Source organism: Streptomyces sp. NBC_01426 (genome assembly GCF_036231985.1).
In the GTDB taxonomy this organism is placed as follows: domain Bacteria; phylum Actinomycetota; class Actinomycetes; order Streptomycetales; family Streptomycetaceae; genus Streptomyces.
Genome location: NZ_CP109500.1, coordinates 5,205,324 through 5,231,329 on the forward strand (window position 1 = coordinate 5,205,324; position 26,006 = coordinate 5,231,329).

Sequence of the window (26,006 nt, forward strand, 5' to 3'; positions counted from 1 at the left end):
TCAGGCCCCCTCCGCCACCACCAGCGAGGAAAGCGGAACCGACGGGTCCGAGAGCCTGCCCGGGTCCACCGGCGCCTTCGACCTGATCAGGGCCTGGATGTGCTCGGTGACGTCCCACACGTTCACGTTCATCCCGGCCAGCACCCGGCCGTCGGACAGCCAGAAGGCGATGAACTCCCGCTTCCCCACGTCGCCGCGGATCAGCACCTGGTCGTACCCGCCGGGCGGCGCGTACCCCGAGTACTCCAGGCCCACGTCGTACTGGTCGGAGAAGAAGTAGGGCACCCGGTCGTAGGAGACCTCCCGGCCCAGCATCGCCCGCGCCGCGGCCGGACCGCCGTTGAGGGCGTTCGCCCAGTGCTCCACCCGCAGCCGGGTCCCGAGCACCGGGTGGTGCGCCGCCGCCACGTCCCCGACGGCGAACACGTCCGGGTCGGAGGTGCGCAGGGACGCGTCCACCGCGATCCCGCCGCCGTGCTCCCGGTCGATCAGGGCCAGCCCCGAGGTCTCGGCCAGCGCGGTGCGCGGCGCGGCGCCGATCGCCGAGAGCACCGCGTGCGCCGGGTGCTCCTCGCCGTCGTCGGTACGGGCGGCCAGCACCATCCCGTCGTGCCCGACGATCTCGGTGAGCCGGGAGCCGAAGTGGAAGCGGACCCCGTGCTCGGCGTGCAGGTCCGCGAAGAGCCGGCCGATCTCCGGGCCCAGCACCGCGTGCAGCGGAGTCGCCTCCGGCTCGACCACGGTCACCTCCGCGCCGTACCCGCGCGCCGCCGCAGCGACCTCCAGGCCGATCCAGCCCGCGCCCGCGATCAACAGGTGGCCGTTGTCCCGGCCCAGGCCGGCCAGGACGTTGCGCAACCGCTCGGCGTGCGCGAGCCGCCGCAGGTGGTGCACGCCGGCGAGGCCCGTGCCCGGGATGTCGAGGCGGCGCGGCTCCGCACCGGTCGCCAGCAACAGCTTGTCGTAGTGCAGCGCGGTGCCGTCGCCCAGCACCACCTTCTTCGCGTCCCGGTCGAGCTGCACCGCGGGCTGACCCAGATGCAGCTCGATGTCCGAGCGCGCGTACCAGGACGGCTCGTGGACGAAGACGCTCTCGCGCTCCTCCTTGCCCGCCAGGTAGCCCTTGGACAGCGGAGGCCGTTCGTAGGGATGCTCACGTTCGTCGCCGATCAGGATCACCCTGCCGGTGAACCCCTCGGTCCGCAGCGTCTCGGCCGCCTTTGCCCCGGCCAGTCCCGCGCCGACGATGACGAATGTTCGGTGTGCGTCGACCACCTGATGCCTCCTCATAACCTCTCCGCCACATGCGACCACATGCGAGCGTCCCGCACTGAGCCTGCCCCGTGAAGGGGGAATGGCCCGATCGGCTCACCCTTCGGAGCGTCAGGGCCTTCTGGTGAGACGGGCGTGAAGGGAGCGCGCGGACGCGTCGGTGAGACAGGCGATCTGGTCGACGACCGCGCGCTTGCGGGCCTTGTCGTCCGTCGCGGCGTCGAAGATCGCCCTGAACTGCGGTTCCAGGCCCTCGGGCGCGCGGGCGCTGAGCGCCTCCGCGAGTTCGGCCAGGACGACGCGTTGGTCGGCGCGGACCCGCTCCTGCTCGTCGCGCTGCATCACGTACAGGTCCGCGACCGCCTTGAGGACGGCGCATTCGTTGCGGGCCTCGCGCGGGACCACCAGTCCGGCGGAGTACCGGGTCAACCGGCCCGGCCCGTGGGCCTCCCGGGTCGCGGTCTCGGCGGCCGTGCAGAAACGGCCGATCAGTTGGCTGGTGGCGTCCTTCAACCGGGCCTGCGCGATGGCGGATCCGTCGTAGCCGTGCGGCCACCACTCCTGCTCCATCAGTCGGTCCAGGGCCTCGCGCAGTTCCTCGGGCGCGGTGTCGGCCGGCACGTACCGACCGATGGCGACCCGCCAGATCGTGGCGCGCTCGGGCTCCGCGAAGAGCAGGTTCGGGTCGAGGTGGCCGGCGTGCAGGCCGTCCTCGAAGTCGTGGACGGAGTACGCCACGTCGTCCGCCCAGTCCATGACCTGCGCCTCGAAGCACTTGCGGTCGGCGGGCGCCCCCCGGCGCAGCCACTCGAAGACGGGCAGGTCGTCCTCGTACGCGCCGAACTTGACCGAGCCCGGGTCGGTGGGGTGGTCACCGCGGGCCCAGGGGTACTTGGTGGCGGCGTCCAGGCAGGCCCGGGTGAGGTTCAGGCCGACGCTGACGAGCTCGCCCGACACGGCATCGGGCACGAACCGCTTGGGCTCCAGGCGGGTGAGCAGGCGCAGCGACTGGGCGTTGCCCTCGAAGCCGCCGCAGTCCTTCGCGAACTCGTTCAGCGCCTCCTCGCCGTTGTGGCCGAACGGCGGGTGGCCCATGTCGTGCGAGAGGCAGGACGCCTCGACCAGATCGGGATCGCAACCCAGGGCCAGCCCGAGTTCCCGGCCGATCTGCGCGCACTCCAGCGAGTGCGTCAGGCGCGTACGAGGGCTCGCGTCCCAGTCGTACGAACGCGTGCCCGGGGTGACGACCTGCGTCTTGCCGGCGAGCCGGCGCAGCGCGGCGGAGTGCAGCACCCGGGCGCGGTCCCGCTGGAAGGCGGTCCGGCCGGGCCGTTTGTCGGGCTCGGCGGCCCAGCGCTCGGTGTCGGCCGGGTCGTACGGGTCGACGGGACGGGCGGGTGCGGTGGTGCCTTCCAAGCCTTCCATGGTCAGACGGTAACCGGAACCACCGTCAAGGCGGGCGATCCGACCGGACCCGACCCCGGCGGGACCTACGCGACGGCCCGCTCCAGCGGTCGTTCCCGGCGGGCCAGGGCCTCCTCGTACCGCCGCACCACCAGCCGGGCCAGCACCGGGTGCGCGCCCAGCGGCGCCGCGGCCGGCCCGGTCGCGGCGGCCGCGCTCGCGGTGGCGAACCGGCCGGGCGCGGTGAAGTACGAGGCGACGGCGACCCGGCGCCCGGTCCGGACCGACAGCGCCCGCACGGCGTCGGGCACGCTCGGCGCCGCGGCAGAGGCGTGGCCCGGGACCACGGCGACGCCGCCGAGGCGCTCGGAGAGCAGGGCCGCGCCGCGGCGGACGTCGGCGGCGGCGTCGGGGTCGCGCGAGCCGGCCGCGGCCAGCACGACGGGCGTGCCGGGGCTCCAGCCCGCTTCCAGCAGCCGCTCGTACAGGGCCTCGACCAGCAGCGGATGCGGACCGAGCGGCTCGGCGACCCGGGTCCGCAGATGGCCGGCCCGGGCGGCCGTCGCGGGCAGGTCCCGCTTGACGTGGTGCCCCCGGCTGAGCAGCAGCGGCACCAGCACGGCCTCGCCGGTGGCGCGGTCGAGGGTGTCGGCGAGCAACGGCCGGTTCAGCTCGACGTGCCCCAGCCGGACGTCGAGCCGGGGGCGGAGCTCACGGACCCGTTCGAGCAGGGCCTCGACGGTGGGCAGGGCACGAGGGTCGCGGCTGCCGTGGGCCACGGCGACGAGGGTGGGGTGCATGCGTGGACTCCGTGGTGCCGGGCGCCCGGGCCGTGCCGGGGGCGCAGTCCGCTGAGCTGCGTGCCGAGCTGCGCGGTGATCCGCGTCAGCAGCTCCGCGGCGGTGGCGGGAGGGAGGGGGATGGACTGGTACTCGGGCGGGTGCGCCGACTCCGTCATGAACCGATCCTGCGGGGTCGAGGTTGCCGGGGCGTTGCGCCGGGGTGACGGGTCTTTACCGGCTGCTCACCGGCGCCCGTCGGGCGCTGTGCTTTCCGCGCGCCGTCGGTGGCCGGCGCACGCCCCGGGGCGTGCGCCGAAACCGCGCGCCTCCTCCCCGCGTCCTGATCAGCGACACATCCGAGGGCACCACCGGGGGGACCGTCATGCGTGGGATCGGGAAGAGGCCGAGGCTGCCGCTGCGCACCGTCAAGGCCCGGCGGCGGGCAGTGCAGGCCGTCATGGTCGGCTGCGTGCTGGCGCTGCTGCCCTCGGCCTGGACGCACGCGACGGCCGCGCCGCGGCTGCGGACCACGGCCGACGCGCCGGCGGCCGACGTGGCCGTGGTGTTCGGGGCCGGGTTGTGGAACGGCAGACCGACCCCGTACCTGGCCGACCGGCTCGACGCGGCAGCCGAGTTGTACCGCGCCGGCAAGGTCAAGGTCGTCCTGGTCACCGGCGACAACAGTCGGACGGAGTACGACGAGCCCGACGCGATGCGCACCTATCTCACCGGGCACGGGGTGCCGGACGACCGGGTCGTCAGCGACTACGCGGGCTTCGACACCTGGGACTCCTGCGTGCGCGCCAAGGAGATCTTCGGGGTGCACCGGGCGGTGCTGGTCAGCCAGGGCTTCCACATCCGGCGGGCCGTCGCACTGTGCCGGGCCGCGGGCGTGGACTCGTACGGGGTCGGGGTCGACGACGTCCACGACTCCACCTGGTACTACGGCAGCACCCGCGAGGTCTTCGCCGCCGGCAAGGCGGCGCTGGACGCGACGCTGCGGCCCGAACCGCGCTTCCTGGGACCGAAGGAGGAAGGGGTCTCGCGGGCCCTGGCCGCTCTGGCGGACTGACGCCACCGTCGGCGTATGCCGCGGTTTGGGGCGGCTCCCGGGCCCCTCCGTCGAAGCGGCGAACGACCACGCGGGTTCCGCGCGAGGACGGGGCGTCGGCCTTCTCGGACATCCGTCCGATCCGCATCGGGGTTCCCGCCAGGGGGTAACCATCGGTCACGCACCGGACTCAGAAAGTGCTCGCACGCCCCTCGTGGCGGCGATGTGTCGTACCCCACACTGAGGTGCGGTGCCCCCGTCCTCGGAGCCCTGGAGGTCGCCCCCGTGCAGACCCAGACCCTGACCGTGAACGTGAGTCACCCCGCTCGGGCCGACGAACCCGTCGAGGCAGAGGCTGAAGCCGTGGACGACGAGCCCGAGGTCCTGGAGCTGATCGAACCGGTGCCGGAGCAGCGCAGGCGCAGCGCGGACAGCGGGAGCGGGGCGGGTCCCTCCGCCGACCTCTTCCGCCAGTACCTGCGCGAGATAGGCAGGATCCCGCTGCTCACCGCCGCGGAGGAAGTGGACCTGGCACGACGCGTCGAGGCCGGGCTGTTCGCCGAGGAGAAGCTGGGCAACACCCCCGGCCTCGACCTCCAGCTCACCCTCGACCTGGACAAGCTCGTCGTCATGGGACGCATGGCCAAACGCCGTCTCATCGAGTCCAACCTGCGCCTCGTCGTCTCCGTGGCCAAGCGCTACGTCGGCCGCGGGCTCACCATGCTCGACCTGGTCCAGGAGGGGAACCTCGGGCTGATCCGGGCCGTCGAGAAGTTCGACTACGCCCGCGGCTACAAGTTCTCCACCTACGCCACCTGGTGGATCCGGCAGGCGATGTCCCGGGCCCTCGCCGACCAGGCCCGGACCATCCGCGTCCCCGTCCACGTCGTGGAACTGATCAACCGCGTCGTGCGGGTCCAGCGCCGCATGCTCCAGGAACGCGGGTACGAGCCCACCGCCGAAGAGGTCGCCGTCCACCTCGAACTGACCCCCGAGCGGGTCCTGGAGGTGCTCCGCCTCGCACAGGAGCCGGTCTCCCTGCACGCCCCGGTCGGCGAGGAGGACGACGTCGCCCTCGGCGACCTCATCGAGGACGGGGACGCCACCTCGCCCATGGAGTCGGCGGCCTTCTTCCTGCTCCGCGAGCACCTGGAAGCCGTGCTCTCCACCCTCGGCGAGCGCGAACGCAAGGTCGTCCAACTGCGCTACGGCCTGGCGGACGGGCGGCCGCGCACCCTGGAGGAGATCGGCCGGATCTTCGGCGTGACCCGCGAGCGGATCCGCCAGATCGAGTCCAAGACCCTCAACAAGCTGCGCGACCACGCCTTCGCCGACCAGCTCCGCGGCTACCTGGACTGACGCGCACGCCGTCCGGACCGCACGCGACCCGGACGGACCAGCAGAAAGGGGTGCCCCCTCGACGAGGGCACCCCTGACACGACCGCGACGACCCCGCCCGGTCAGTCGACCTCGGCCACCGCCTGCGCGAACTGCGCCGCGTACAGCCGCGCGTAGGCGCCGTCCGCCGCCAACAGCTCCTCGTGGGTGCCCTGTTCCACGATCGACCCGCTCTCCATCACCAGGATCACGTCCGCGTCGCGGATCGTGGACAGCCGGTGCGCGATGACGAAGGACGTACGGCCGTGCGCGAGACGCGCCATCGCCTTCTGGATCAGCACCTCGGTACGGGTGTCCACCGAACTGGTCGCCTCGTCGAGCACCAGGATCACCGGGTCCGACAGGAACGCCCGCGCGATGGTGATCAGCTGCTTCTCGCCCGCGCTGACCCCCGCGCCCTCGTCGTCCAGCACCGTGTCGTAGCCGTCCGGCAGGGTGCGGATGAAACGGTCCGCGTGCGCCGCCCGCGCGGCCTCCTCGATCTCCGCGCGGGTCACCTCGCGCGAAGCACCGTAGGCGATGTTCTCCGCGATGGTGCCGCCGAACAACCAGGTGTCCTGGAGCACCATGCCGATCCCGCTCCGCAGCTCCTCGCGGGTCATCTTCGCGATGTCCAGGCCGTCCAGGGCGATCTCGCCGCCCGTGACCTCGTAGAACCGCATCAGCAGGTTGACCAGCGTGGTCTTGCCGGCGCCCGTCGGGCCGACGATCGCGACCGTGTGCCCGGGTTCGACCGTGAGCGAGAGGTTCTCGATCAGCGGCTTGTCCGGCTCGTAACGGAAGGCGACCTTGTCCAGGGTGACCTGGCCGCGCAGCGACTCCGGACGCTCCGGGACCTCCGCGTCCGCCTCCTGCTCCTCGGCGTCCAGCAGCTCGTACACCCGCTCCGCCGAGGCCACACCGGACTGCACCAGGTTCGCCATCGAGGCGACCTGCGTCAGCGGCATCGAGAACTGGCGCGAGTACTGGATGAAGGCCTGCACGTCACCGATCGACAGGGTGCCCGAGGCCACCCGCAGACCGCCGACGACCGCGATCAGCACGTAGTTGACGTTCGAGATGAAGAACATCACCGGCTGCATGATGCCGCTGACCAACTGGGCCTTGAAGGAAGCCTTGTACAGCTCCTCGTTCTCCGCGGCGAAGACCGCCGCGGACTCCTTCTGCCGCCCGAAGACCTTGACCAGGTTGTGCCCCGAGTACATCTCCTCGATGTGCGCGTTGAGCGTGCCCGTGGTCTTCCACTGCGCAACGAACTGCGGCTGCGACTTCTTGCCGATCTTCGCCGCGACGAAGATCGAGACCGGCACGGTCACCAGCGCGACCAGCGCCAGCAGCGGCGATATCCAGAACATCATCGCCAGCACGCCGACGATCGTCAGCAGCGAGTTCAGCAACTGCCCCATCGTCTGCTGGAGGGTCTGCCCGATGTTGTCGATGTCGTTCGTCGCCCGGCTCAGCACCTCGCCGCGCTTCTGCTGGTCGAAGTACGACAGCGGCAGCCGCGACAGCTTCGCCTGGAGCTCCTCGCGCATCCGGTACACGGTGCCGTTCATCACGTGGTTCGACAGCCGCGTCGCGACCAGCATCAGCAGACCGGCGAGGGTGAAGACCACCAGCGCCCAGATCGCCACGACCCCGACGGCGCCGAAGTCGATGCCCTGGCCCGGGGTGAAGGCCGTCCCGGACAGCATGTCCGCCATGCCGCCCTGGCCCCTGGCGCGCAGGTCGTCCAGCGCCTGCTGCTTCGTGATCCCGGCCGGCATCTGCCGGCCGACGATCCCCGCGAACACCAGGTCGGTGGCATGACCCAGGATCTTCGGGCCGACCACCGTGAACGCGACGCTGCCGATGACGGCGACGACCATGCCCCACAGCTTGACCCGGTCCTGCGCGAGCTGCCCCAGCAGCCGCTTGCCGGACCCCTTGAAGTCCATGGACCGCTGGGCCGGCCCCATCATCATTCGTCCTCCGGGCCCGCTCACGCCGCCTCCGCCTCCGTCAGCTGGGAGAGCACGATCTCCCGGTAGGTCTCATTGCCGGCCATCAACTCGTGATGGCGTCCCTCGCCCACCACCCGGCCCTCGTCGAGGACGATGATCCGGTCGGCGTCACGGATCGTGGACACCCGCTGGGCGACGATGACCACGGTCGCGTCCTCCGTCTCGCGGGACAGCGCCGCGCGCAGCGCCGCGTCCGTCGCGTAGTCCAGCGCCGAGAAGGAGTCGTCGAACAGGTAGATCTCCGGGCGCTGCACCAGCGTGCGGGCGATCGCCAGCCGCTGCCGCTGACCGCCGGAGACATTGGTGCCGCCCTGGGCGACGGGCGCTTCGAGGCCTCCCTCCAGCGCGGACACGAACTCCTTGGCCTGGGCCACCTCCAGCGCCTGCCACAGTTCCTCGTCCGTGGCGTCCGGGCGCCCGTAGCGCAGGTTGGAGGCCACGGTGCCGGAGAACAGGTACGGCTTCTGGGGCACCATGCCCACCGTCCTGGCCAGCAGCTCCGGATCCAGCCGGCGCACGTCCTCCCCGTCGACCAGCACCTCGCCGCCGGTCGCGTCGAACAGCCGGGGGACCAGCCCCAGCAGCGTGGACTTGCCGCTGCCCGTGGAACCGATCACCGCCGTCGTCTCGCCGGGACGGGCCACCAGGTCGACGCCCCGCAACACCGAGGCCTCGGCGCCGGGGTAGCGGAAGTCGGCGCCGCGCAGTTCCAACTGCCCGTGCCGCCGCAGCTCGCGCACCGGGTCGGTGGGCGGGACCACGCTGGACTCGGTGTCCAGGACCTCCTGGATGCGCTCGGCGCAGACCTCGGCGCGCGGCACCATCATGAACATGAAGGTGGCCATCATCACGGACATGACGATCTGCATCAGATAGGCGAGGAAGGCCGTCAACTGGCCGATCTCCATGCCACCGCTGTCCACGCGCATGGCGCCGAACCAGATGACGGCGACGCTGGAGATGTTCACGACGACGATGACGACGGGGAACATCAGCGCGAGCAGCTTCCCCGAGGCCAGCGACACCCCGGTGAGCTCGGCGTTCGCCTCCCGGAAGCGCTCCTTCTCGTACGCGTCGCGGACGAAGGCGCGGATCACGCGGTTGCCGGTGATCTGCTCGCGCAGCACCCGGTTCACGATGTCCAGGCGGGTCTGCATCTTCCGGAACAGCGGCCGCGTCCTGAAGACGATCGCGCCGACCGCCAGGCCGAGGATCGGGACGACCGCGAGCAGCACGCCGGACAGCTTCACGTCGAGCGACAGGGCCATCGCGATGCCGCCGACGCACATGATCGGCGCCGAGACCATCAGCGTGAAGGTCATCAGCGCCAGCATCTGGACCTGCTGGACGTCGTTCGTCGTACGGGTGATCAGGGACGGGGCGCCGAACTGGCCGAGCTCCCGCGCGGAGAAGCTCTGCACGCGGTCGAAGACGGCGGCCCGGACGTCCCGGCCGAGCGCCGCCGCGGTGCGGGCGCCGTGGTAGACGGCCCCGATGTTGCAGACGAGCTGGACGAGCGAGACACCGAGCATCAACGCGCCGAAGCGCAGGATGTAACCGGTGTCACCGTTGACGACACCGTTGTCGATGATGTCGGCGTTGAGCGTGGGCAGGTAGAGGCTCGCACTGGTCTGCAGCAGTTGCAGCAGCACCAGCAGGGCGATGGGTTTCCGGTACGGACCCAGATGGGTCCGCAGAAGTCGTATGAGCACGCGCAGGCTCCGGTCGGCAAGATCGAGGGGGTTCGCTCCATCTTCGGCCAATCGGGTGCCTGATCCCCACCCGTTTTCGCAAAGGCAGGTCAAAAGGAGTAGGCCGTCTCGGACCCCCCGCGCCCGCCGACCGGGCGCACCCCCTCCGGGCCGAAGCCCGAAGCCCGCCGGCCTAGAACGCCCCGGGGTGGATCTGCTCGCGCGTCGCGACGTACTGCTGGCGCACCGCCTGCCAGGCCGGGTAGTCCTCGTCCGGCTCGAAGACCTGCGCCGCCGGACCCGGCCAGACCGGCGGGGTGTGCGGGGCGAGGGTGCCGCGCGCCACACCGAGGGCCCACGCCGCCTGGCGGGCCGCGCCCAGCGCCGCGTAGTCGGCCGGGGCCGGGACCACGATCTGCGTCCCGAACAGGCCCGGCGCCGCCGCCTGCACGGCCGGCAGCTCGGCCGCCGCGCCCAGCAGGAACACCCGACGGATGTCCACCCCGCGGTGCCGCAGGATGTCGAGGGCGTCCGCCAGCCCGCACAGCATGCCCTCGAAGGAGGCCCGCGCCAGGTGCTCCGGCTTCATGGAGTCCCGCCGCAGCCCGGACAGGGTCCCCGAGGTCTGCGGCAGGTTCGGCGTCCGCTCGCCCTCCAGGTACGGCAGCAGGACGAGGCCGTGCGCACCCGGAGTCGACTTCAGCGCCAGCGCGCTCAACCCCTCCAGGTCGGTGCCCAGCAGCTCGGCGGTGCCGCGCAGGGCCCGTACGGCGTTGGAGACGTTCACCACCGGCAGGTGCATGCCGCCCGCGTCGGCGAGCGAGGTGATCAGGCCGCCCGGGTCGGGCAGCGCCTGGTGGTGCACCGCCATCACCGAACCGGAGGCGCCCAGCGACACCACCGCGTCGCCCAGACCGAGGCCCAGCCCGAGGGCGGCGGCCATGGTCTCGCCGGTGCCGGCGGATATCAGCAGCCCCTCGGGGGTGGTCCCGGCGGCGTCGGCCGGGCCGAGCACCTCGGGCAGCAGCGCCTGGTGCCCCAGGGCCAGTTCGACGAGGTCGGGGCGGTAGGTCCCGGTCGCCGTCGACCAGTAGCCGGTGCCGGACGCGCCGCCCCGGTCGGTGGTGCGGCGGGCGGGCCGACCGAGCAACTGCCAGACGAGCCAGTCGTGCGGGGACATCAGCACGGCCACCCGACGCGCCGACTCGGGCTCGGTACGGGCCAGCCAGGCCAGCTTCGCGATCGGCTGCGCGGAGTGCGGGACGCAGCCCACGGCCTCGGCCCAGCCCCGGCGACCGCCCAGCACCTCGATCAGCTCGGCCGCGGCGACCTGCCCGCGCTTGTCGTTCCCGACCAGTGCCGGACGCACGAGGGCGCCCTGCGTGTCCAAGGGGAGCAGGCCGTGCTGCTGCGCCGAGACCCCTATGGCCTGGACCCCTTCGAGGAGACCGCCGCCGGCCGCCTCGCCGAGCGAGAGCAGCCACGCCTGGGGGTCCGTCTCGTGGGGGTTCGTACCCCCCGGTTCGCCCGTCGGCTGCGGATGGGGCGCGTAGCCCTGGCGCAACACGGCACCCGTGTCGGCGTCACAGACGACGATGCGAGTGAAGGTGGAAGAGCTGTCCAGCCCGGCGACTATCCCCATGCGGAGAATTCTGCCGCACGCACCGGCGGACTCCGCCGTCGAGGAGGCCTCCCGGCCACGGGCCGAGGGAGGCCTCCGGCCGGCCTCAGGTGTTGCTGGTGCCCCAGTCGTCCTCGCCGCCGGCGCCGGTGCCCCGACCGCGCAGGGTCCGCACCCGCTCGGCGAACGCCTCCGGCACCGCGTCGCCGACCTTGTCGCTCACCGCGGCGTAGGCCTTGCCCGCGAACCGGCGACCGCTCTGACCGGCCGTCTCCGCGGCATTGCGGACCGCCGGGTTCTGCGCGATCTCACGGGCCGACTTCTTCAGCTGCTCGTACCGCTCGCGCCCGGCCCGGGTCCCGAGCACGTACCCGACGGCCAGTCCGACCGCGAACGTGACCTTGTACCGCATGCCTGTCACCCTTCGTCGTGTGGTGCCCGGCCTGCCGCCGATACCGATTGGCGGAGCACCCCCCTGCTTGCGCTAATCTATGACTCGCAACGGGCGCTCGCCCCCCGGCAAACGCCGGAGGTGGGCTGTTCGGTGCAACGCAGCAATCCCCTGTAGCTCAATTGGCAGAGCAGCCGACTGTTAATCGGCAGGTTACTGGTTCGAGTCCAGTCGGGGGAGCGCGGTCCCCTGTAGCTCAATTGGCAGAGCAGCCGACTGTTAATCGGCAGGTTACTGGTTCGAGTCCAGTCGGGGGAGCAAAGAAGAGGAGGGCCCGCAAGGGTCCTCCTTTTTTTGCCCTGATTCCGGAACCGGGCAGCGCTCGGCGCGGTCTCTCTGGACAGCGAAGCCGATCATGCGAGGCATCCGAGGCAGGAGATCGTATGAGCGGCTATGCTGCGGCAGACGGCGCGCACACATGTACGCGCCACGCCGTAAAGGGGCGGTAGCTCAGCCGGTTAGAGCAGCGGACTCATAATCCGTCGGCCGTGGGTTCGAGTCCCACCCGCCCCACCACGGGGCTGGTTCGCAGAAACGTTGCGACCAGCCAATCCGGTGCCTCGCCCAGCCTCGCTGGGCCGAGGCACCTTCTCGTTTCCGGCCCCCTTGTCGTGCGGGGCGGTGGGCGCGGGGCGGGGGTCAGGCGGTCGGGCAGGCCGTGGCCGGGGCGTCGTGGGTGAGGGCGCAGACCATCCCGGCGCCGCGTCCGCGGTCGGGGTACGCCGCGAGCAGCCCGGCCTCGAAGTCCTTCCACTGCCGGGCGATCTCGGCGGTGGCCCCGGCCGTCGCGTGCCGGAAGTTGTCGCCCGTCCTCGAACGGTCGGACGCGGCGGTGTCCTTGTTCAGGACGCGGTTGTGGGCGACGCGGCCGGCGCAGTCAGGGGGCTTGACCCCGGTGGAGTCCATGTCGGGGTAGCAGCCGGTGGTGAGGTCCCCGGGGATCCGCTCGCGTGCCTCGCGGGTCCACTCGGCGTCCGTCAGGGCGCTGTAGCGGCGGATGTCGAGGAACGGCGCGACGTCCGTGCGTTCCAACCCGGGCGGGTTGTCGAGGCCGATCGGGCCGGGGGCCGGTCGGTCGACCCAGTTGGAGTGCGAGTAGAAGTCCTCGATCTGGTGCCAGCCGCGGCCGAGCTGCTCCAGGACGGCGCACTTGGCCCGCCCGGGCTTCCCGTCCCACGCGCAGGGGGAGGACAGGTCGCTCTGGTCCGCGCGCACCTTCCCGTCGGCGTCGACGAGGCCGTCCGCGGCCCGGACCGCGTTGCGGAAGCGGGCGACGGAGGTACGGACGCAGGCGAGGAGCTCGGTGGTGGCCTCGTCCCGGGTACGAGGGTAGCCGCGGGCGTGGCGGGGGTCGAGGTAGTCGGCGTTGTCGCAGTGCAGGGGGCCGACGTCGAAGTAGGGGCGGTGGTCGTTGGCGTTGATCGCGCCGCTGCGGGCGTCGGCCATCGCGGTCAGGGTCACCGGCTCCCAGGGCAGCGCGGCGCGGGTGACGTCCTCGTGGTTGTCCCCGGTGAAGGCGTGGGCGGGGCCGCTCGGCACGGCGGCCAGGGCGACCGCCAAGAGCGCCGCGGCGGTCGCGGCGGCGGGCCGGGGCCGGCCGGGGAGCGGAAGGTGGGACATGCGGAGCTCCAGGCGTCCGGGGCGCGCCCCGGGGAGGGCGAGCCCTGCCTCCATGCTGCGCGCCCGCCCCGGGCTCCGCACGCGCGCGGCGGCCGGCACGCTCGCGCGTCCCAGCCGGTGTACACGGGCGGTCAACCCTGGGTCCTGTCGTCGAAGTGGCGCCGCGGGCCGGGCGAGACTTCGACGACAGGGCCTAGGTGTATTGATCACGAGCGTTGTTGACACTCGGTAGGTCTTGAACATGACGAAGACCTCCGGTGTGGTGGGAGCTGTCTAGGAACCCATTGCGCAACGGAGGTCTTCGTGTCCCACCGTAATGCCCGGCTGACCGTCTTCGGTAGGCGCCTGCTGGTCGAACGCGTCGTATCGGGCCGACCGGTCGCCCACGTGGCCGCCGAGATGGGCATATCGCGGGCCACCGCCCACAAGTGGATGCGGCGGTGGCGGGCCGAAGGCGAGGCCGGGCTCCACGACCGCTCCAGCCGGCCCCGCACGACGCCGCACCGGACCCCCGCCGACGTGGAGACGAGAGTCTGTGACCTGCGGCGGGCACGCAAACTGGGCCCCGCCCGCATCGGCCCGGTCCTGGGGCTGCCCGCCTCGACCGTCCACCGGATCCTGACCCGCCACGGCATGCACCGCCTCGCGTTCATGGACCGTCCGACCGGCACTGTGATCCGCCGCTACGAACGCGACCACCCAGGCGAACTCATCCACGTGGACGTGAAGAAGCTCGGCCGGATCCCCGACGGCGGCGGCCACCGCGTCCTGGGCCGCGACGCGGGCCGGCCGATCCGGGGGATGGGCTTCGACTACGTCCACTCCGCGGTCGACGACCACTCCCGCCTCGCCTACAGCGAGATCCACAACGACGAGAAGGTCGCGACCTGCGCGGGTTTCCTCACCCGCGCGGCCGCGTTCTTCCACAGCCAGGGCATCACCCGCATCGAACGAGTCCTCACGGACAACGCGTGGGCCTACCGCAAGGGCCTGGCCTGGAAAGCCGTCCTGGCCGAGCTCGGCGCGAGCGGCAAACTCACCCGTGCCTACCGGCCCCAGACCAACGGCAAGGTCGAACGCTTCAACCGCACCCTGCTGGACGAGTGGGCCTACCTGCGGCCCTACACCTCCAACCAGGAACGGACCGAAGCCCTGACAGACTTCCTCCACACCTACAACCACCACCGCTGCCACACCGCACTCGACGGCAACCCACCCATCAACCGTGTGAACAACCCTGCGGGTCAATACACCTAGGGCTCCGTCGAGCGGGGCTGGGTCGACGGGATCCGTTGGGCGAAGAACAGGGCGATGAGCGCGGCGAAGGCCAGGATGGCGAGCGCCGCGCGCAAGCCGTCGAGCCTGGCGTCGGCGTTGGCGGTCATGGCCGCCTCGGACACCTCCGGGCTCGTGCCGGCTTCGTCCAGGGCGGTCTTGAGCTGGGCGTCGGACAGGAACGGCGCGCCGCTCTGGAGCTGGACGGTCGTCTGGCTCTTGACGCTGTCCGGGACCGCCGGATTCGCCTCGACGTTGGTCAGGAAGGACGTCGTCAGCGCGCCGATCATGATCGATCCGGCGAGTGCCGTGCCGATCGAGGCGCCGAGGTTGGTGACGGCGTTCTGTACGCCGCCGACCTCCGCGCTCTGGGACTGCGGTACCGCGGACACGGTGACCGACCCGAGCTGGGATGCCAGCGCGCCCATGCCCAGCCCGATCAGCAGGAGGGGGAGGGTGACGATCTCCGCTCCGGCGTCCGCGTCGAGCGCGGCCATCAGCACCACCGCTCCCGCGAGCAGCGCGAGGGTGCCGAGCCGTACCACCCGCCGCGGCGAGACGTCCGGGAGGAAGCGCGGGATCAGGGTCGCGGCGGCCAGCAGGCTCACCGAGAGCGGCAGGAGACGGGCGCCGGTCTCCAGCGCGGTGAGGCCCAGGGCGACGGACAGGTAGAGCGGGACGACGAAGAACACGCCCATCTGCACGAGGTACTGGAAGAAGAACATCGTCAGGCCGCCGGTGAGCTGCCTGTTCCGCAGCATGCCGGGATCGACGAGGGGATCCCCGCCGCGCTCGACGACCCTCGCCTCCCAGTGGAGGAAGATCCGGATCAGCAGCAGACCCGCCAGCATCAGCCATGTCGTCAGGGACACCCCGATCCACGACGGCGCGTCGGGCTTCGGCTGGAACCAGCCCCACTCGTCGGACCGGAGCACGCCGTAGACGAAGATCCCGAGCCCGAGCGCGGAGAGGACGGCGCCCACGTAGTCGACGCTCCGGCGTTCACCGGGCGGGGCGTCCGCGATGCGGCGCGCGAGCACGAGGATGCCGAGCACCACCACGACCTCGCCGGCGAAGACCCACCGCCAGGAGAAGTACGTCGTCGCGACACCGCCGATGAGCGGTCCGACCGCGATGGCCACGGCCCCCGCCGCGACGACGAGTCCGTAGGCGGCGGGCCGGCGTTCGACGGAGAAGTTGCCGGCGACGAGCGCCACGATCGCGGGCAGGATGAGCGCGGCTCCGAGCCCCTCCAGGAACGCCCAGCCCAGCAGCAGCACGGGCAGGTTCGGTGCGAGCGCGGTGGTGAGGGAGCCGACCCCGTACACACCGCAGCCGATCATGAACGCGCGTCTGCGGCCGATCAGCGCCCCGACCTTGCCGCCGGGGATCATGAACATGGCCATCACGAGGGTGTAGGCGGTGATCGCGCCCTGGATGCCCGTCACGGTCGTGCCCACGTCCTCCGCCACCGTGGCGATGGAGACGTTCATGACGGAACTGTCGAGCGCCATCAGGAACTGACCGGACGCGAGCGTCAGCAGGACGAGCCGCGCCTTCGCCGAACTCTCGGCCGTGCTTGGGGAAGCCATTGCCGCATGCTTCCAGCCGCCCGGGGGCCCCGGAGGGTCGGCGCGCCAGGCGGTCAACCGGACGGAGGCGGCCCGCCCCGTGCGCGAGGTACGGGCGAGGCCCGCCGACCCGCGGCCCGGTGGCCGACCCGGCCCCGACCCGGTGTCCCGCCGACCCGCCCCCGACCACCGACCCGGCATCCGGGGCCGGCGGTCGGCGGTTGGCGGTTGGCGGTCGGGCCGTGCTTAGTCGTCCTCCGTGTCGTCCGCCACGAGGCGCAGTACGTCCATCAGGTCCTGGCGGCGGGCGTACGCCACGCGTTGGCGGTGGGCGCCCGAGCCGTCGCGCAACAGGCCGGCCAGGGCCTTGGCCGCGTGGTCGAGGTCGCCGGCCGCCGCCAGTTCCGGGGCGACCCGGTCGAACAGGGCTTCCGCCAGGTCGGCCGCGGGGAGTTCGGTGCCGGAGTACGGGTCCAGGCCGAAGCCCTCCAGGCCGTCGTGGGCCGCCCGCCAGCGGGCCAGGCGCAGTACGTCGTCCCGCACCGGCGGGTCGGGGACGTGTTCGGCGATCTCGCGCAGGGCCGTGGCCACCAGGGCGCGGGCCAGTTCCGCCTGGAGGATGGCCGAGTCGATGTCCGAGGACATGTCGGGCGCCCGGATTTCGAGCGTCGGCCAGTGCCCGGACGGGCGGAGGTCCCAGTAGACCATCTTGGTGTCCAGGGCGGCCCCGGAGCCGAGCAGGGTCTGTACCGAGCGTCGGAAGTGGGCCGTGGACGTGTAGTGCGGGGGCAGGCCCGCCGAGGGCCAGCCCGCCCAGGCCATCGCGCGCCAGCTGGAGTGGCCGGTGTCACGGCCGCCCCAGAAGGGCGAGTTGGCCGCCAGCGCGATCAGTGTGGGCAGCCAGGGTCTGACCCGGTTGGACACCGCCACGGCGGTGTCCACGTCGAGGGTGCCGATGTGGATGTGGCGTCCGCAGCTGACCAGGGTGTCGGTCAGGGCGCCGAACCGGCGGTGTTGTTCGCGCTGGCGGGGTTCGTCGTCGGTCAGGTGCAGCGGGCCCTCCACGGCCAGGATCGGCGAGGGCGCCGCCAACAGCCGGCAGCCGTGGGCGCGGGCCGCCGCGCCGAGGGAGCGCCGCAGGGCGCTGAGCTCCGCCCGCAGCGTGATCGCCGAGTCCGCGATCGGGGTGGCGATCTCCACCTGGTAGCGGGTCCCCTCGGGGTGCAGCTCGTGCGGGAGCCCCGCGGCGGTGGCGAGGACGAGAGGTGCGGCCGGGACCACGCGCAGGGTGCGGGCATCGACGAGGAGGAACTCCTCCTCGATCCCGAGCGTGAGGGGGGCCGGGACGCCGCCCATGAGGTGCAGACCGCCGCTGTCCGCGGCGCGGACGCCGGTGTGACTGGTGCTCGTGGTGCTGTTGCCAGGTTCGATCACTACGCCTCCCTGGACATACGAGTCTTTTCATCATGGGCCGAGCGGGAGGCGAGGAGGGTACGCCGATTCGGTCAAATGTCCGGTGATAATGGCGAGTTAGCGGCAAGACCCGACTCGGGGTGGGGTGCCCGTTTCCGGTGGGGCGGCTGTTGCGCGGGCGTGAACAGGCGGGAAAAGGACGCGGGCCGCGCGCGGGCCGCTGGTTATCATCCGATGTGACCGGTACGACGTCCCCTCCCCGACCCGAGCGGCGCATATTCGCCGACCTGACCCCGCTGCGCACCTCCCCGGACTACCGGCGGCTGTGGGTCGGCGGGACCATCTCCTGGATGGGCCAGGCGATGACCGCCCTGGCCATCTCCCTCCAGGTCTACGAGATCACCGGGTCGAGCTTCTCGGTGGGGCTCGTCGGGCTCTTCTCCCTCGTGCCGCTCGTGGTCTTCGGTCTCTACGGCGGCGCCATCGCGGACACCGTGGACCGGCGCAAGCTCGGCCTCCACAGCTCCACGGGACTGGCGGTCCTGTCCGTCGCGCTGGCCGCCGCCGCGCTCCTCGACTACCACCGGGTCTGGCTGCTCTACACGATCGTCGCGCTTCAGGCGGTCTGCGGGGCGCTCAACGGGCCGGCCCGGTCGGCGATGATCCCGAGGCTGCTGCCGGCCGAGCAACTCCCGGCGGCCAACGCCCTGGGCTCCGTCACGATGACCTCCGGCACGATGATCGGGCCCGTCCTGGGCGGGCTCGTCGTCGGCTGGTGGGGGTACCAGGCCGCCTACCTGGTCGACGCCGTCACCTTCTGCGCCGCCCTCTACGCGATGTGGCGGCTGCCCTCGATGAAGCCCGACCGGGCCGAAGGGGTCCGGGGCCGGGCCTCCGTGCTGGACGGGCTGCGGTTCCTCGGGACCCGGCCCAACATCCGGATGACCTTCTTCTCCGACATGGCGGCCATGGTGCTGGCCCACCCCCGGGCACTGTTCCCGGCGATCGCCGGACTCTGGTACGGCGGCGACGCCAAGACGGTCGGCCTGCTGGTGGCGGCGCCGGCCGTCGGGGCGCTGCTGGGCGGGGTGTTCTCCGGCTGGCTGGGGCGGATCAGGCGGCACGGCCTGGCCATCCTCCTGTCCGTCGCCGCCTGGGGGCTGGCCATCGCCGTCTTCGGGCTGACCCGGAACCTGTGGCTCGGGCTGTTCTTCCTCGCCCTCGCCGGCTGCTCCGACACCATCTCCATGGTGTTCCGCTCCACGATGATGCAGGCCGCCAGCCCCGACGAGATGCGGGGCCGGCTCCAGGGCGTCTTCATCGTGGTCGTCGCGGGCGGGCCCCGACTCGGGGACTTCCTCGCGGGGACGGTGGCCGACCTGACCTCGCCCGCCGTGGCGATCACGGGCGGGGGACTGGCCTGCGTCCTGGTGGTGGGTCTGCTGGCCTCGTGGTGGCGCGGGTTCGCCCGGTACGACGCCAGGTCGCCGCAGGCCTGATCCCGGGTCCGGCGCGGGGTCGGACGGGGCGGCGGGGCCGGGACCCGCGGGTGGTCCGGGACGTCCGGCGGTCACGGCCCCGGCCTCGGCCCGCGCACCGGTCCTGTTGTCGAGCTGCCCGCGCGCCCGGCGCTGACCCTCAGGGTTTCGCCGCGACCACGCCGCGCGCCACCCCCAGGGCCACCAGGTCCTGGGGGCGGACGCGGAGCTGGTCCGCGGTGGCCGGGGCCTGGTCGGCGGGGCGTTTGAGGATGGCCGCCGCCAACTCCGGTGCGATCACCGAGAAGTAGCTGTCCGGGGTGACCCAGGTGTTCCCCGGCGCGGCCAGGGCGAGGGCCCCGCCCGATCCGCCCTCGCCGATCAGCAGGGTGGTCACCGGTACCGAGGCCCCGGCCACCGCCGCGAACGTGTCCGCGATCGCCGCGCCGGCGCCCGCGTGTTCGGCGGCGGCGTCGTTGGCCGCGCCCGGGGTGTCCACCAGGGTCAGCACGGGGATCCCGAGCCGGTTCGCGAGGCGGATGACACGGGCCGCCGTCCGGTAGCCCGCCGGGCGGGTGGCGGTGCCGCACTGGGCGGCGTACGCGACGGCCCGCCCCTCCCGCAGCCCGAACCCGCACAGCATCCCGGGATCCGTGCCGCCCGCCCGGTCCCCCGACAGGGGCAGGCGCAGCGCGAAGTACGCGTCGAGGTACGCCCGGGCGCGCGGCCGGTCCGGATGCCGGGCCTGACCGACGGCTTCCCAGCCCGTCGCGGGCGGCGTCGCGTCCGCCAGCGCCGCCGGCGGCTCGACCGGTGCGGTCGACCGGGGCGCGGCCAGCAGGCGCAGCCAGTCCGTCACGGTGCCCGGCAACGACGCCGCGGGCACCACGGCGTCCACGTGCCCGGCCGCGTACTGCCCCTCGGCGGTGTAGGCCGCCGGGTCCGCGTCGGCAGGCCGCACCCGGGACCCGGCGAAGCCGACCTGCGCCCCGGGGAGCGCGAGCACCACGTCGGCGCCCGCCCCGAGGGTCGCCCAACCGCCGCCCGTGGTCGGGTCCCGCAGGACCGTGATCTGCGGGAGCCCGGCGGCGCGGGTCAGCACGGACTGCCGGGCCACCCGCTGGAGTTGGGTCAGGGCGAGCATCCCCTCCTGCATCCGGGAACCGCCGGTGGCGATCAGGGACACCAGGGGGAGCCGGTGCGCGCGAGCATGGCTGTACGCGGCTTCGAGCCGGTCTCCGGTGCGCTCGCCCAGCGACCCCCCGAGGAAGCCGAACTCGAAGGAGATCAGGGTCGCCTCGTGACCGCCGATGCGGACGGTCCCGGTGACGACGGACTCCCGCTCGCCGGTCCGCAGTTCGGCGCGGGCGCGGGAGTCGTCGTACCCGCTCCACGCGAGCGGGCCGTCGGCCGGGGACTCCCGCGGCGGTACGGGGAGTTCGACGAAACTGCCGGGGTCGGCGAGGGAGGCGATGGCCGCGCGGGCCGAGAGGCGGGTCACGGGCTCACCCTAGAGGGTGAACAAGATCCTCGCCCGGGCGCCGGCCCACGCCCCGGTGCCCGGCCCGGCTCAGGTCCGGGGGAGGGGGAAGGCGATCTTCAGGGCGTAGGCGGCGACGAGACCGTGGCCGAGGCGGAAGGTCCACAGGCGGACGGTGGGGGAGACCCTGGCCCCGGCGAAGGAGCCGAGGACGACGAGGAACTGCTGCCAGAGCAGGGAGGCGAGGGCGACGCCCGCGAGGAAGGCGGCTCCGGTCGGGCCGCTGCGCAGACCGCCGCCCTGGGCGGTGGTGAGCGCCGCGAAGTAGAGCGCGGTGGTGGGGTTCACGGCGGTCAGGGCGACGAACCGGCCGAAGGCCCTGCCCGGCCCGGCGGCCCTGCCCGGCCCGGCGGCCCCCGAGCCGACCGCCGGCGAGGCGGCGGCGGGTGCCGCGGGTGCCGCGGGCGCCGGGGATCGCGTGGGCGGGGCCGTGACCTGCGGGAGGCGGGGGCCGCGCGCGGAGTGCAGCCCACGCGCGGCGATCACCAGCAGGATCAGGGCCGACGCCAGTCGGACCCAGGCCTCGACGGGCCCGACGTGGGAGGCGAGCCGGGGCCCGAGCACCGTCGCGAGCGCCGCGTAACCGAGGTCCACCACCGCGATGCCCGCCGCCGCGGCGACGGCCGCGCCGCGATGCCGCATCGCCTCCTGGAGCAGCAGCACGCTCATCGCCCCCATCGGCACCGCCACGCCCAGGCCCGCCACCGCCCCCGACACCGCGGGAGCCATCAGTTCGCTCATGCCCGTGAGGATGCGGCGGGCACCCCCGCGGACGGCGGCGGATATCGGCCGGCGCTGCGACAATCGCGGCATGGACCGTCTGGACAGGGAGATCCTCGGCATCCTTCAGCAGGATGCGCGGATCTCGTACCGCGACCTCGGCGTCCGCGTCGGACTCAGCGCCAACGCCACCGCCGACCGTGTGCGCCGGATGCGCCGGGACGGGGTGATCCTCGGATTCACCGTCGTGGTCGACCCGGCGGCCGACACCCGGGGCGGGTTGGTCGTCTTCATCGACCTCACCCTGCGCCAGGACGTCACCAACGAGGAGTTCGAGCAGCGGGTCGCCCGGCTGCCGGGGATCACCGAGGTCGTGCACGTCACCGGGGAGTACGACTACCTCGTGCGGGCCCGCGTCGCCGACGCGCCGGCCCTCGACGCGCTGCTGCGCCGCCTCAAGCGGGAGACCGGGGTGGCCCAGTCCAGCACCCGCATCGCCCTGCGCGCCGCGAACACTGCCTAGTGCTGTGACCGGAGCGGGGACTCCCAGGTCAGGGTCGTGCCCCGGGTGCCCGTCTCGGTGCGGCCGTCGTCGGAGACCGTCAGCCTGACCCGGGTCGGGCCGGCGTCCACCGCGACCCGGATGGAGGTGACGTCGGTGCGGCGGTGGGCCGCGGCCAGGGCCCCGCGCAGGGTGGACAGCAGGTCGCCGGCCACCGGTTCGGTGAGCAGGGTGTCCACGGCGCCCTCGAAGTGCACGGACGGTTGGAAGCCCAGCAGCACCGCCGCGCCGCCCGTCTCGCGCAGCACCCGGCCGCGGAAGGTGGTCGGGGCGTCGGTGGGCGGCTGTTGGAGGGCGAAGATGGCCGTGCGGACCTCCTGGATCGTGGAGTCCAGTTCGTCGACGGCCCGGCCGAGTTCGTCGCCGACGGTGTCCCCGGCGGGGGCGGCCGCCGAGCGCTTCTTGGTGCTCTCCAGCATCATCTCCGTCGCGAACAGCCGCTGGACCACGAGGTCGTGCAGGTCCCGCGCGATCCGGTCGCGGTCCTCGTACACGGCCAACTGCTCCCGGTCGTGCTGCGCGTCCGCGAGGACGAGCGCCAGCGCCGCCTGGGAGGCGAACTGCGAGGCCAGCAGCCGGTCCACCGCGTCGTACGGCCGCCCGCCCCGCTCCCGGGGCAGCGCCAGCGTGCCGATGAGCTGACCGCCGCTCTGCAACGGGAGCATCATGCTGGGGCCGAACCGCACCCGCACGTGCGTGGTCATCCGCGGATCCGTCGCCGAGTCCTCTATGAAGACGGGCTCGCCGCCCAGAAGTTGCTCCAGGACCGCAGAGCCGGGGGCGATGGCGGTGCCGACCATGTCGCCGGGGTCGCCGTGCGTGGAGGCCGCCACGATCTCCATGCCGCCTTCGGGGGTCGGCTGGAGGACGACGCCGGCCGCCGCGTCCGCGAGCAGCCGGGCCCGTTCGGCCACGCACATCAGCGCGTCCGCCGCCGGGCGGCCCGCCAGCAGGGCCGTGGTCACGGCGGCGGCGCCCTCGATCCAGCGCTCCCGGCGGCGCGCGGTCTCGTACAGCCGGGCGTTGCCGATCGCTATCCCCGCCTGCGAGGCCAGGACGCGCAGCAGCGCGAGGTCCTCGTCGGTGAACGGGCCGCCGCCCTGCTTCTCGGTGAGGTACAGGTTGCCGAAGACCTCCGTGTGCACCCGGATCGGCACCCCGAGGAAGGTGCGCATGGGCGGGTGGCCGGGTGGGAGGCCCACCGAGCGGGGGTCTTGGGCGAGGTCGTCCAACAGCAGCGGCCGGGCGTCCGTGATCAGCGCTCCGAGGACCCCGGACCGGCCGTCGGGGAGCCGGGGGATCGCGGCCCGTTCGGCCTCGGTCAGTCCGGCGGTGAACAGCTCGGTCAGCCGGGCGCGCTCGGGGTCGACGACCCCGAGCGCGCCGTAGCGTGCGCCGCACAGTGCGGCGGCCGACTCCACGATGTGCTGGAGGGTGGTGCGCAGCTCCAGTTCGGAGCCGACCGAGAGCACCGCCTCCAGCAGGGCGGGCAGGGCGGACCGTTCGGCCGCGGTCCCCTGGGGATCCAGCGTCATCCGGCCAGCGGGTTGAGAACCATGGGGGCGATCTTTCCTTCGAGCATCGCGCCGAGACCCAGAACGGCGCACACGTCGGGCCGTTCCGCGATGGCGACGGGCATCCCGGTCGCGTCCCGCAGCATCTGGTCCAGGCCCGGCAGCAGGGCGCTGCCTCCCACCATCATGATCCCTCGGTCCGTCAGGTCCGCGACCAGGTCCGGAGGGCAGTCCCGCAGCACCTTGCCGATCCCGTCGAGGACGGCGGTCAGCGGGGTGAAGATCGCGTCGCGGACCGCGGCGGTGTCCACCTGTACCGAGCGGGCGAGCCCGGTGGCCACGTCGCGGCCGTGGATGAGGGTGGAGGCCGGCCCGTCGGGGGTGATGCCGTTGCCGTGCAGGGCCAGCTGGAGCGGCCGGACGGCCTGGCTGGGCAGCATCAGTTCGTGCGCGTGCCGCAGGTGCTGGACGATCGCGTGGTCGATGGCCTCGCCGCCGACGGGGATCCGCTCGGCCGTGACGATCGAGCCGAGGGAGAGGACCGCCACCTGCGTGGCCGCCGCCCCACACACCATGATCATGGTCGCGGTCGGCTGCTCCACGGGCAGGCCGCAGCCGACGGCCGCCGCGATCAGGGTGTCGACGAGTTCGACACGCCGGGCGCCGAGTCCGACCAGCGTCTCCACGGTGGCCCGCTGGGCCAGTGGATCGGCGTCGTGCGGGGTGCAGGCCGCGGCCCGCAGCCGGGGCTTGCGGCGCAGGGCGCGCCGCAGCTTCTCGCCGAGGAGGTGACGCAGCATCCGCTGGGCCATCTCGATGTCGACGACGGTGCCGCCGGAGACGGGGCGCACGACCCGGATGTAGTCGGGTGTGCGGCCGGTCATCCGTTCGGCGAAGGTGCCCACGGCGATGAGTGCACCGGTGCGCGTGTTCACGGCGGCGACGCTGGGCTCGTCGACGACGAGGCCGGCGCCCTTCACGTACACGCGGGTCCTGGCCGCCCCCAGGTCGACGGCGACGTGGCAGCGGCGCAACTGGTCAAGGCTGACGGTCACGGCGGATCCTCCCGAGTGCGCTGACGCAAGGAGACCGACGGATGCCGGTCGCAATCCATATCTTCTCGGGTAAATGGGGTATACCGCCCGTTGGAATGCTCCGGGTGGGGTGTGCCTGAGGGGTCGAGAGGTGCTGCACGGGGGTGGATTTCTGTACCGACAGGCAGCACGATGCGCGCACCGTCCGCGCTACTCGCGCGTAACAAGGTAAAGGGGACCCGATGCTGACGCCCCGCCAGAGATTCCTGGCGCTCCTGACGCTCTGCCTGGCCCTGCTCGCGCCCTTCCCGGCCCGGGCCGCCGACCAGGCCGCTCCCCGGCAGGCTCCCGCCCGAAATCCGGTGGTCCTGGTGCACGGTTACAACGCCGACCCCGGCGTCTGGGGGTCGCTGCGGGAGGACCTGCGCGCCGACGGGTACGCCGACGCGCAGCTGTACTCCTGGGGGTACGACACCCACCAGTCCGTCAACGAGGTCCTCGCCGGCAGGCTCGGCGCGTACGTCGAGCAGGTCCGCCGGGAGACCGGCGCGGCCCGCGTGGACATCGTGGCGCACTCCTTCGGATCCCTCGTCAGTCGTTGGTACGTCACCTACGGGGGCGGCGGCGCGACGGTGGACCACCTGGTCTCGCTGGCCGGCCCCAACCACGGCACCTCCATCGCCTGGGGCTGCGCCCTGTGGGACCAGGCCTGCCGGGACATGACGCCCGGTTCGTACGTCGTCAAGAACCTGGCCGCGGGCGACGAGACGCCGGGCGCGGTCGCGTACGCCACCTTCTGGTCGAACTGCGACGAGGTCGTCAACCCCGACAACAGCGTCCCGCTGACCGGGGCCGCCAACACCCCCGTCGGCTGCCTGGGGCACAACGACCTGCTCGGCGACGACGCCACCTCCGCGGGCATCCGGGCCTTCCTGCGCCCCTGACCCCGCGCGCCCGCACCCGGCCCGGTCAGCTGCCGCCGGGCCGGACCTCCTGGAGCAGCCCGTAGGTGAACTCCGCGACGTACGGCGCCCCCGACACGGCGAACGCCAGCCGCCACCGTGTCGGCGCGGTTCCCTCCATCGGCCGAACCGGGGCGAAGGCCCGCGCCACCTCGTCCACCGTCGCGGACCAGGGCAGCAGGTCCGCCGCCGTCTCCAGGACGGGCGCGGGCGCGCCCGGGGCCCGTACCAGCCACTCGTTCCACACCGCCCCGTCGGGCGCGGCCAGCACCTCGAAGCGCAGGTCGGGCCAGAGGGGCACCGGCCACAGCAGGGCCTCGCACTCCAGGTCGCCGATCCTGCGACGCCCGGTGGACTCCGCCGGGCCCAGCACCGACCGGTAGCGGGCCAGCGCACCGCGCGAGCGCGGCGACCGGACCATGGCCTGCCAGCGCTTGTTCGCCGCCCGCTGCTCCGCGAGCGAGGCGCCGAGGCGCAGCCGGGCCGCCTCGGCGAGGTCCGGCCGGAAGTCGGCCATTCTGCGCAACAGCACCAGTTGGAAACCGGCCGGGCCGAAGGGGCCCGGGGTGGTCGGGCCGTGGTTCAGCGTCATGGAGTCCACGATTCCACACAGAATCCTTACGTTCCCGGGGCCCGGATGTGCT

21 protein-coding genes and 3 tRNA genes are annotated in these 26,006 nt (G+C 72.9%); 9 read left to right on the forward strand and 15 right to left on the reverse strand.

Going from position 1 to position 26,006, the window contains the following annotated elements; genetic code table 11:
- The 3 genes from OG906_RS23070 to OG906_RS23080 all read right to left on the reverse strand — a co-directional run bounded on the left by OG906_RS23070 (position 1) and on the right by OG906_RS23080 (position 3,476).
- Positions 1-1,275 (reverse strand): NAD(P)/FAD-dependent oxidoreductase, encoded by a 1,275-nt coding sequence (locus tag OG906_RS23070; protein WP_267797920.1) that lies wholly within the window; start codon positions 1,273-1,275, stop codon positions 1-3.
- Between the two features lie 108 nt (positions 1,276-1,383).
- Positions 1,384-2,697 carry a deoxyguanosinetriphosphate triphosphohydrolase gene (locus OG906_RS23075; protein ID WP_329445422.1) on the reverse strand — a complete coding sequence of 438 codons (1,314 nt, stop codon included), beginning with the start codon at positions 2,695-2,697 and terminating at the stop codon, positions 1,384-1,386.
- A gap of 65 nt (positions 2,698-2,762) precedes the next feature.
- Positions 2,763-3,476 carry a sirohydrochlorin chelatase gene (locus tag OG906_RS23080; RefSeq protein WP_329445424.1) on the reverse strand — a complete coding sequence of 238 codons (714 nt, stop codon included), beginning with the start codon at positions 3,474-3,476 and terminating at the stop codon, positions 2,763-2,765.
- Between the two features lie 364 nt (positions 3,477-3,840).
- On the opposite strand from OG906_RS23080, the gene OG906_RS23085 reads away from it, so the two are divergent.
- Both OG906_RS23085 and OG906_RS23090 read left to right on the forward strand, forming a co-directional pair.
- Complete coding sequence (locus OG906_RS23085; protein WP_267826282.1) at positions 3,841-4,530, forward strand: SanA/YdcF family protein; 690 nt, start codon at positions 3,841-3,843, stop codon at positions 4,528-4,530.
- A 204-nt stretch (positions 4,531-4,734) separates the two neighbouring features.
- Positions 4,735-5,868, forward strand: coding sequence for an RNA polymerase sigma factor (locus tag OG906_RS23090; RefSeq protein WP_392891784.1), 1,134 nt, complete (start codon positions 4,735-4,737; stop codon positions 5,866-5,868).
- A 101-nt stretch (positions 5,869-5,969) separates the two neighbouring features.
- Here the strand turns inward: OG906_RS23090 and OG906_RS23095 are convergent, their stop codons facing one another.
- The 4 genes from OG906_RS23095 to OG906_RS23110 all read right to left on the reverse strand — a co-directional run bounded on the left by OG906_RS23095 (position 5,970) and on the right by OG906_RS23110 (position 11,634).
- The gene (locus OG906_RS23095) at positions 5,970-7,892 is read right to left on the reverse strand and encodes an ABC transporter ATP-binding protein (RefSeq protein WP_329445427.1); all 1,923 of its coding nucleotides are present in this window, start codon (positions 7,890-7,892) and stop codon (positions 5,970-5,972) included.
- Positions 7,889-9,622, reverse strand: coding sequence for an ABC transporter ATP-binding protein (locus OG906_RS23100; RefSeq protein WP_329445429.1), 1,734 nt, complete (start codon positions 9,620-9,622; stop codon positions 7,889-7,891). Before OG906_RS23100 ends, OG906_RS23095 begins: the two co-directional genes overlap by 4 nt.
- Before the next feature lie 172 nt (positions 9,623-9,794).
- On the reverse strand, positions 9,795-11,243 hold the full coding sequence (locus OG906_RS23105; protein WP_329445431.1) for an FGGY family carbohydrate kinase: 1,449 nt from the start codon (positions 11,241-11,243) through the stop codon (positions 9,795-9,797).
- 85 nt (positions 11,244-11,328) lie between these two features.
- The gene (locus OG906_RS23110) at positions 11,329-11,634 is read right to left on the reverse strand and encodes a YtxH domain-containing protein (RefSeq protein WP_329445433.1); all 306 of its coding nucleotides are present in this window, start codon (positions 11,632-11,634) and stop codon (positions 11,329-11,331) included.
- Between the two features lie 146 nt (positions 11,635-11,780).
- On the opposite strand from OG906_RS23110, the gene OG906_RS23115 reads away from it, so the two are divergent.
- The 3 genes from OG906_RS23115 to OG906_RS23125 all read left to right on the forward strand — a co-directional run bounded on the left by OG906_RS23115 (position 11,781) and on the right by OG906_RS23125 (position 12,189).
- Positions 11,781-11,853 (forward strand) — tRNA-Asn (locus tag OG906_RS23115).
- A 5-nt stretch (positions 11,854-11,858) separates the two neighbouring features.
- Positions 11,859-11,931: transfer RNA gene (locus OG906_RS23120), tRNA-Asn, on the forward strand.
- Positions 11,932-12,112: 181 nt separating this feature from the next.
- Positions 12,113-12,189, forward strand: a tRNA-Ile gene (locus OG906_RS23125).
- A 123-nt stretch (positions 12,190-12,312) separates the two neighbouring features.
- Here the strand turns inward: OG906_RS23125 and OG906_RS23130 are convergent.
- The gene (locus OG906_RS23130; protein WP_329445435.1) at positions 12,313-13,293 is read right to left on the reverse strand and encodes a CinY protein; all 981 of its coding nucleotides are present in this window, start codon (positions 13,291-13,293) and stop codon (positions 12,313-12,315) included.
- Between the two features lie 303 nt (positions 13,294-13,596).
- Here OG906_RS23130 and OG906_RS23135 point away from each other — a divergent pair, with 303 nt between their 5' ends.
- The gene (locus OG906_RS23135; RefSeq protein ID WP_329440639.1) at positions 13,597-14,550 is read left to right on the forward strand and encodes an IS481 family transposase; all 954 of its coding nucleotides are present in this window, start codon (positions 13,597-13,599) and stop codon (positions 14,548-14,550) included.
- Here OG906_RS23135 and OG906_RS23140 read toward each other — a convergent pair.
- Together OG906_RS23140 and OG906_RS23145 are read right to left on the reverse strand one after the other, a co-directional pair.
- Positions 14,547-16,160 (reverse strand): MFS transporter, encoded by a 1,614-nt coding sequence (locus OG906_RS23140; protein WP_329445437.1) that lies wholly within the window; start codon positions 16,158-16,160, stop codon positions 14,547-14,549. The genes OG906_RS23135 and OG906_RS23140 overlap by 4 nt on opposite strands.
- Positions 16,161-16,385: 225 nt before the next feature.
- The gene (locus OG906_RS23145) at positions 16,386-17,573 is read right to left on the reverse strand and encodes a carboxylate-amine ligase (RefSeq protein ID WP_329445439.1); all 1,188 of its coding nucleotides are present in this window, start codon (positions 17,571-17,573) and stop codon (positions 16,386-16,388) included.
- A gap of 215 nt (positions 17,574-17,788) precedes the next feature.
- Between OG906_RS23145 and OG906_RS23150 the strand changes: the two genes are divergently transcribed.
- A complete protein-coding gene (locus OG906_RS23150) occupies positions 17,789-19,051 on the forward strand; it encodes an MFS transporter (RefSeq protein ID WP_329445441.1) in 1,263 nt (420 codons plus the stop codon).
- 139 nt (positions 19,052-19,190) lie between these two features.
- Here OG906_RS23150 and OG906_RS23155 read toward each other — a convergent pair whose 3' ends face one another.
- Both OG906_RS23155 and OG906_RS23160 read right to left on the reverse strand, forming a co-directional pair.
- On the reverse strand, positions 19,191-20,531 hold the full coding sequence (locus tag OG906_RS23155; protein ID WP_329445443.1) for a carboxyl transferase domain-containing protein: 1,341 nt from the start codon (positions 20,529-20,531) through the stop codon (positions 19,191-19,193).
- 69 nt (positions 20,532-20,600) lie between these two features.
- A complete protein-coding gene (locus OG906_RS23160) occupies positions 20,601-21,311 on the reverse strand; it encodes a LysE family transporter (protein ID WP_329445444.1) in 711 nt (236 codons plus the stop codon).
- Between the two features lie 70 nt (positions 21,312-21,381).
- On the opposite strand from OG906_RS23160, the gene OG906_RS23165 reads away from it, so the two are divergent.
- Positions 21,382-21,813, forward strand: coding sequence for an Lrp/AsnC family transcriptional regulator (locus OG906_RS23165; protein WP_329445446.1), 432 nt, complete (start codon positions 21,382-21,384; stop codon positions 21,811-21,813).
- On the opposite strand, the gene OG906_RS23170 is transcribed toward OG906_RS23165, so the two are convergent.
- Positions 21,810-23,387, reverse strand: a complete 1,578-nt coding sequence (locus OG906_RS23170) for a sensor histidine kinase (RefSeq protein ID WP_329445448.1) — start codon at positions 23,385-23,387, stop codon at positions 21,810-21,812. The two genes, OG906_RS23165 and OG906_RS23170, sit on opposite strands and share 4 nt — an antisense overlap.
- The gene (locus OG906_RS23175) at positions 23,384-24,421 is read right to left on the reverse strand and encodes a rod shape-determining protein (RefSeq protein WP_267797905.1); all 1,038 of its coding nucleotides are present in this window, start codon (positions 24,419-24,421) and stop codon (positions 23,384-23,386) included. The genes OG906_RS23170 and OG906_RS23175 overlap by 4 nt, the downstream gene beginning before the upstream one ends.
- Positions 24,422-24,642: 221 nt before the next feature.
- Here OG906_RS23175 and OG906_RS23180 point away from each other — a divergent pair, with 221 nt between their 5' ends.
- Positions 24,643-25,344, forward strand: a complete 702-nt coding sequence (locus tag OG906_RS23180; RefSeq protein WP_329445450.1) for an esterase/lipase family protein — start codon at positions 24,643-24,645, stop codon at positions 25,342-25,344.
- Between the two features lie 25 nt (positions 25,345-25,369).
- Here OG906_RS23180 and OG906_RS23185 read toward each other — a convergent pair whose 3' ends face one another.
- The gene (locus OG906_RS23185) at positions 25,370-25,954 is read right to left on the reverse strand and encodes a hypothetical protein (RefSeq protein WP_329445452.1); all 585 of its coding nucleotides are present in this window, start codon (positions 25,952-25,954) and stop codon (positions 25,370-25,372) included.
- Between the last annotated feature and the right edge of the window lie 52 nt (positions 25,955-26,006).

Excerpts from the sequence above, each read along its gene's own strand:
- OG906_RS23180 (WP_329445450.1), top strand. The coding sequence starts at position 24,643 with ATGCTGACGCCCCGCCAGAGATTCCTGGCGCTCCTGACGCTCTGCCTG.
- OG906_RS23170 (WP_329445448.1), bottom strand. The coding sequence starts at position 23,387 with ATGACGCTGGATCCCCAGGGGACCGCGGCCGAACGGTCCGCCCTGCCC.
- OG906_RS23160 (WP_329445444.1), bottom strand. The coding sequence starts at position 21,311 with ATGAGCGAACTGATGGCTCCCGCGGTGTCGGGGGCGGTGGCGGGCCTG.
- OG906_RS23185 (WP_329445452.1), bottom strand. The coding sequence starts at position 25,954 with ATGACGCTGAACCACGGCCCGACCACCCCGGGCCCCTTCGGCCCGGCC.
- OG906_RS23165 (WP_329445446.1), top strand. The coding sequence starts at position 21,382 with ATGGACCGTCTGGACAGGGAGATCCTCGGCATCCTTCAGCAGGATGCG.
- OG906_RS23080 (WP_329445424.1), bottom strand. The coding sequence starts at position 3,476 with ATGCACCCCACCCTCGTCGCCGTGGCCCACGGCAGCCGCGACCCTCGT.
- OG906_RS23075 (WP_329445422.1), bottom strand. The coding sequence starts at position 2,697 with ATGGAAGGCTTGGAAGGCACCACCGCACCCGCCCGTCCCGTCGACCCG.
- OG906_RS23105 (WP_329445431.1), bottom strand. The coding sequence starts at position 11,243 with ATGGGGATAGTCGCCGGGCTGGACAGCTCTTCCACCTTCACTCGCATC.
- OG906_RS23130 (WP_329445435.1), bottom strand. The coding sequence starts at position 13,293 with ATGTCCCACCTTCCGCTCCCCGGCCGGCCCCGGCCCGCCGCCGCGACC.
- OG906_RS23085 (WP_267826282.1), top strand. The coding sequence starts at position 3,841 with ATGCGTGGGATCGGGAAGAGGCCGAGGCTGCCGCTGCGCACCGTCAAG.
- OG906_RS23140 (WP_329445437.1), bottom strand. The coding sequence starts at position 16,160 with ATGGCTTCCCCAAGCACGGCCGAGAGTTCGGCGAAGGCGCGGCTCGTC.
- OG906_RS23110 (WP_329445433.1), bottom strand. The coding sequence starts at position 11,634 with ATGCGGTACAAGGTCACGTTCGCGGTCGGACTGGCCGTCGGGTACGTG.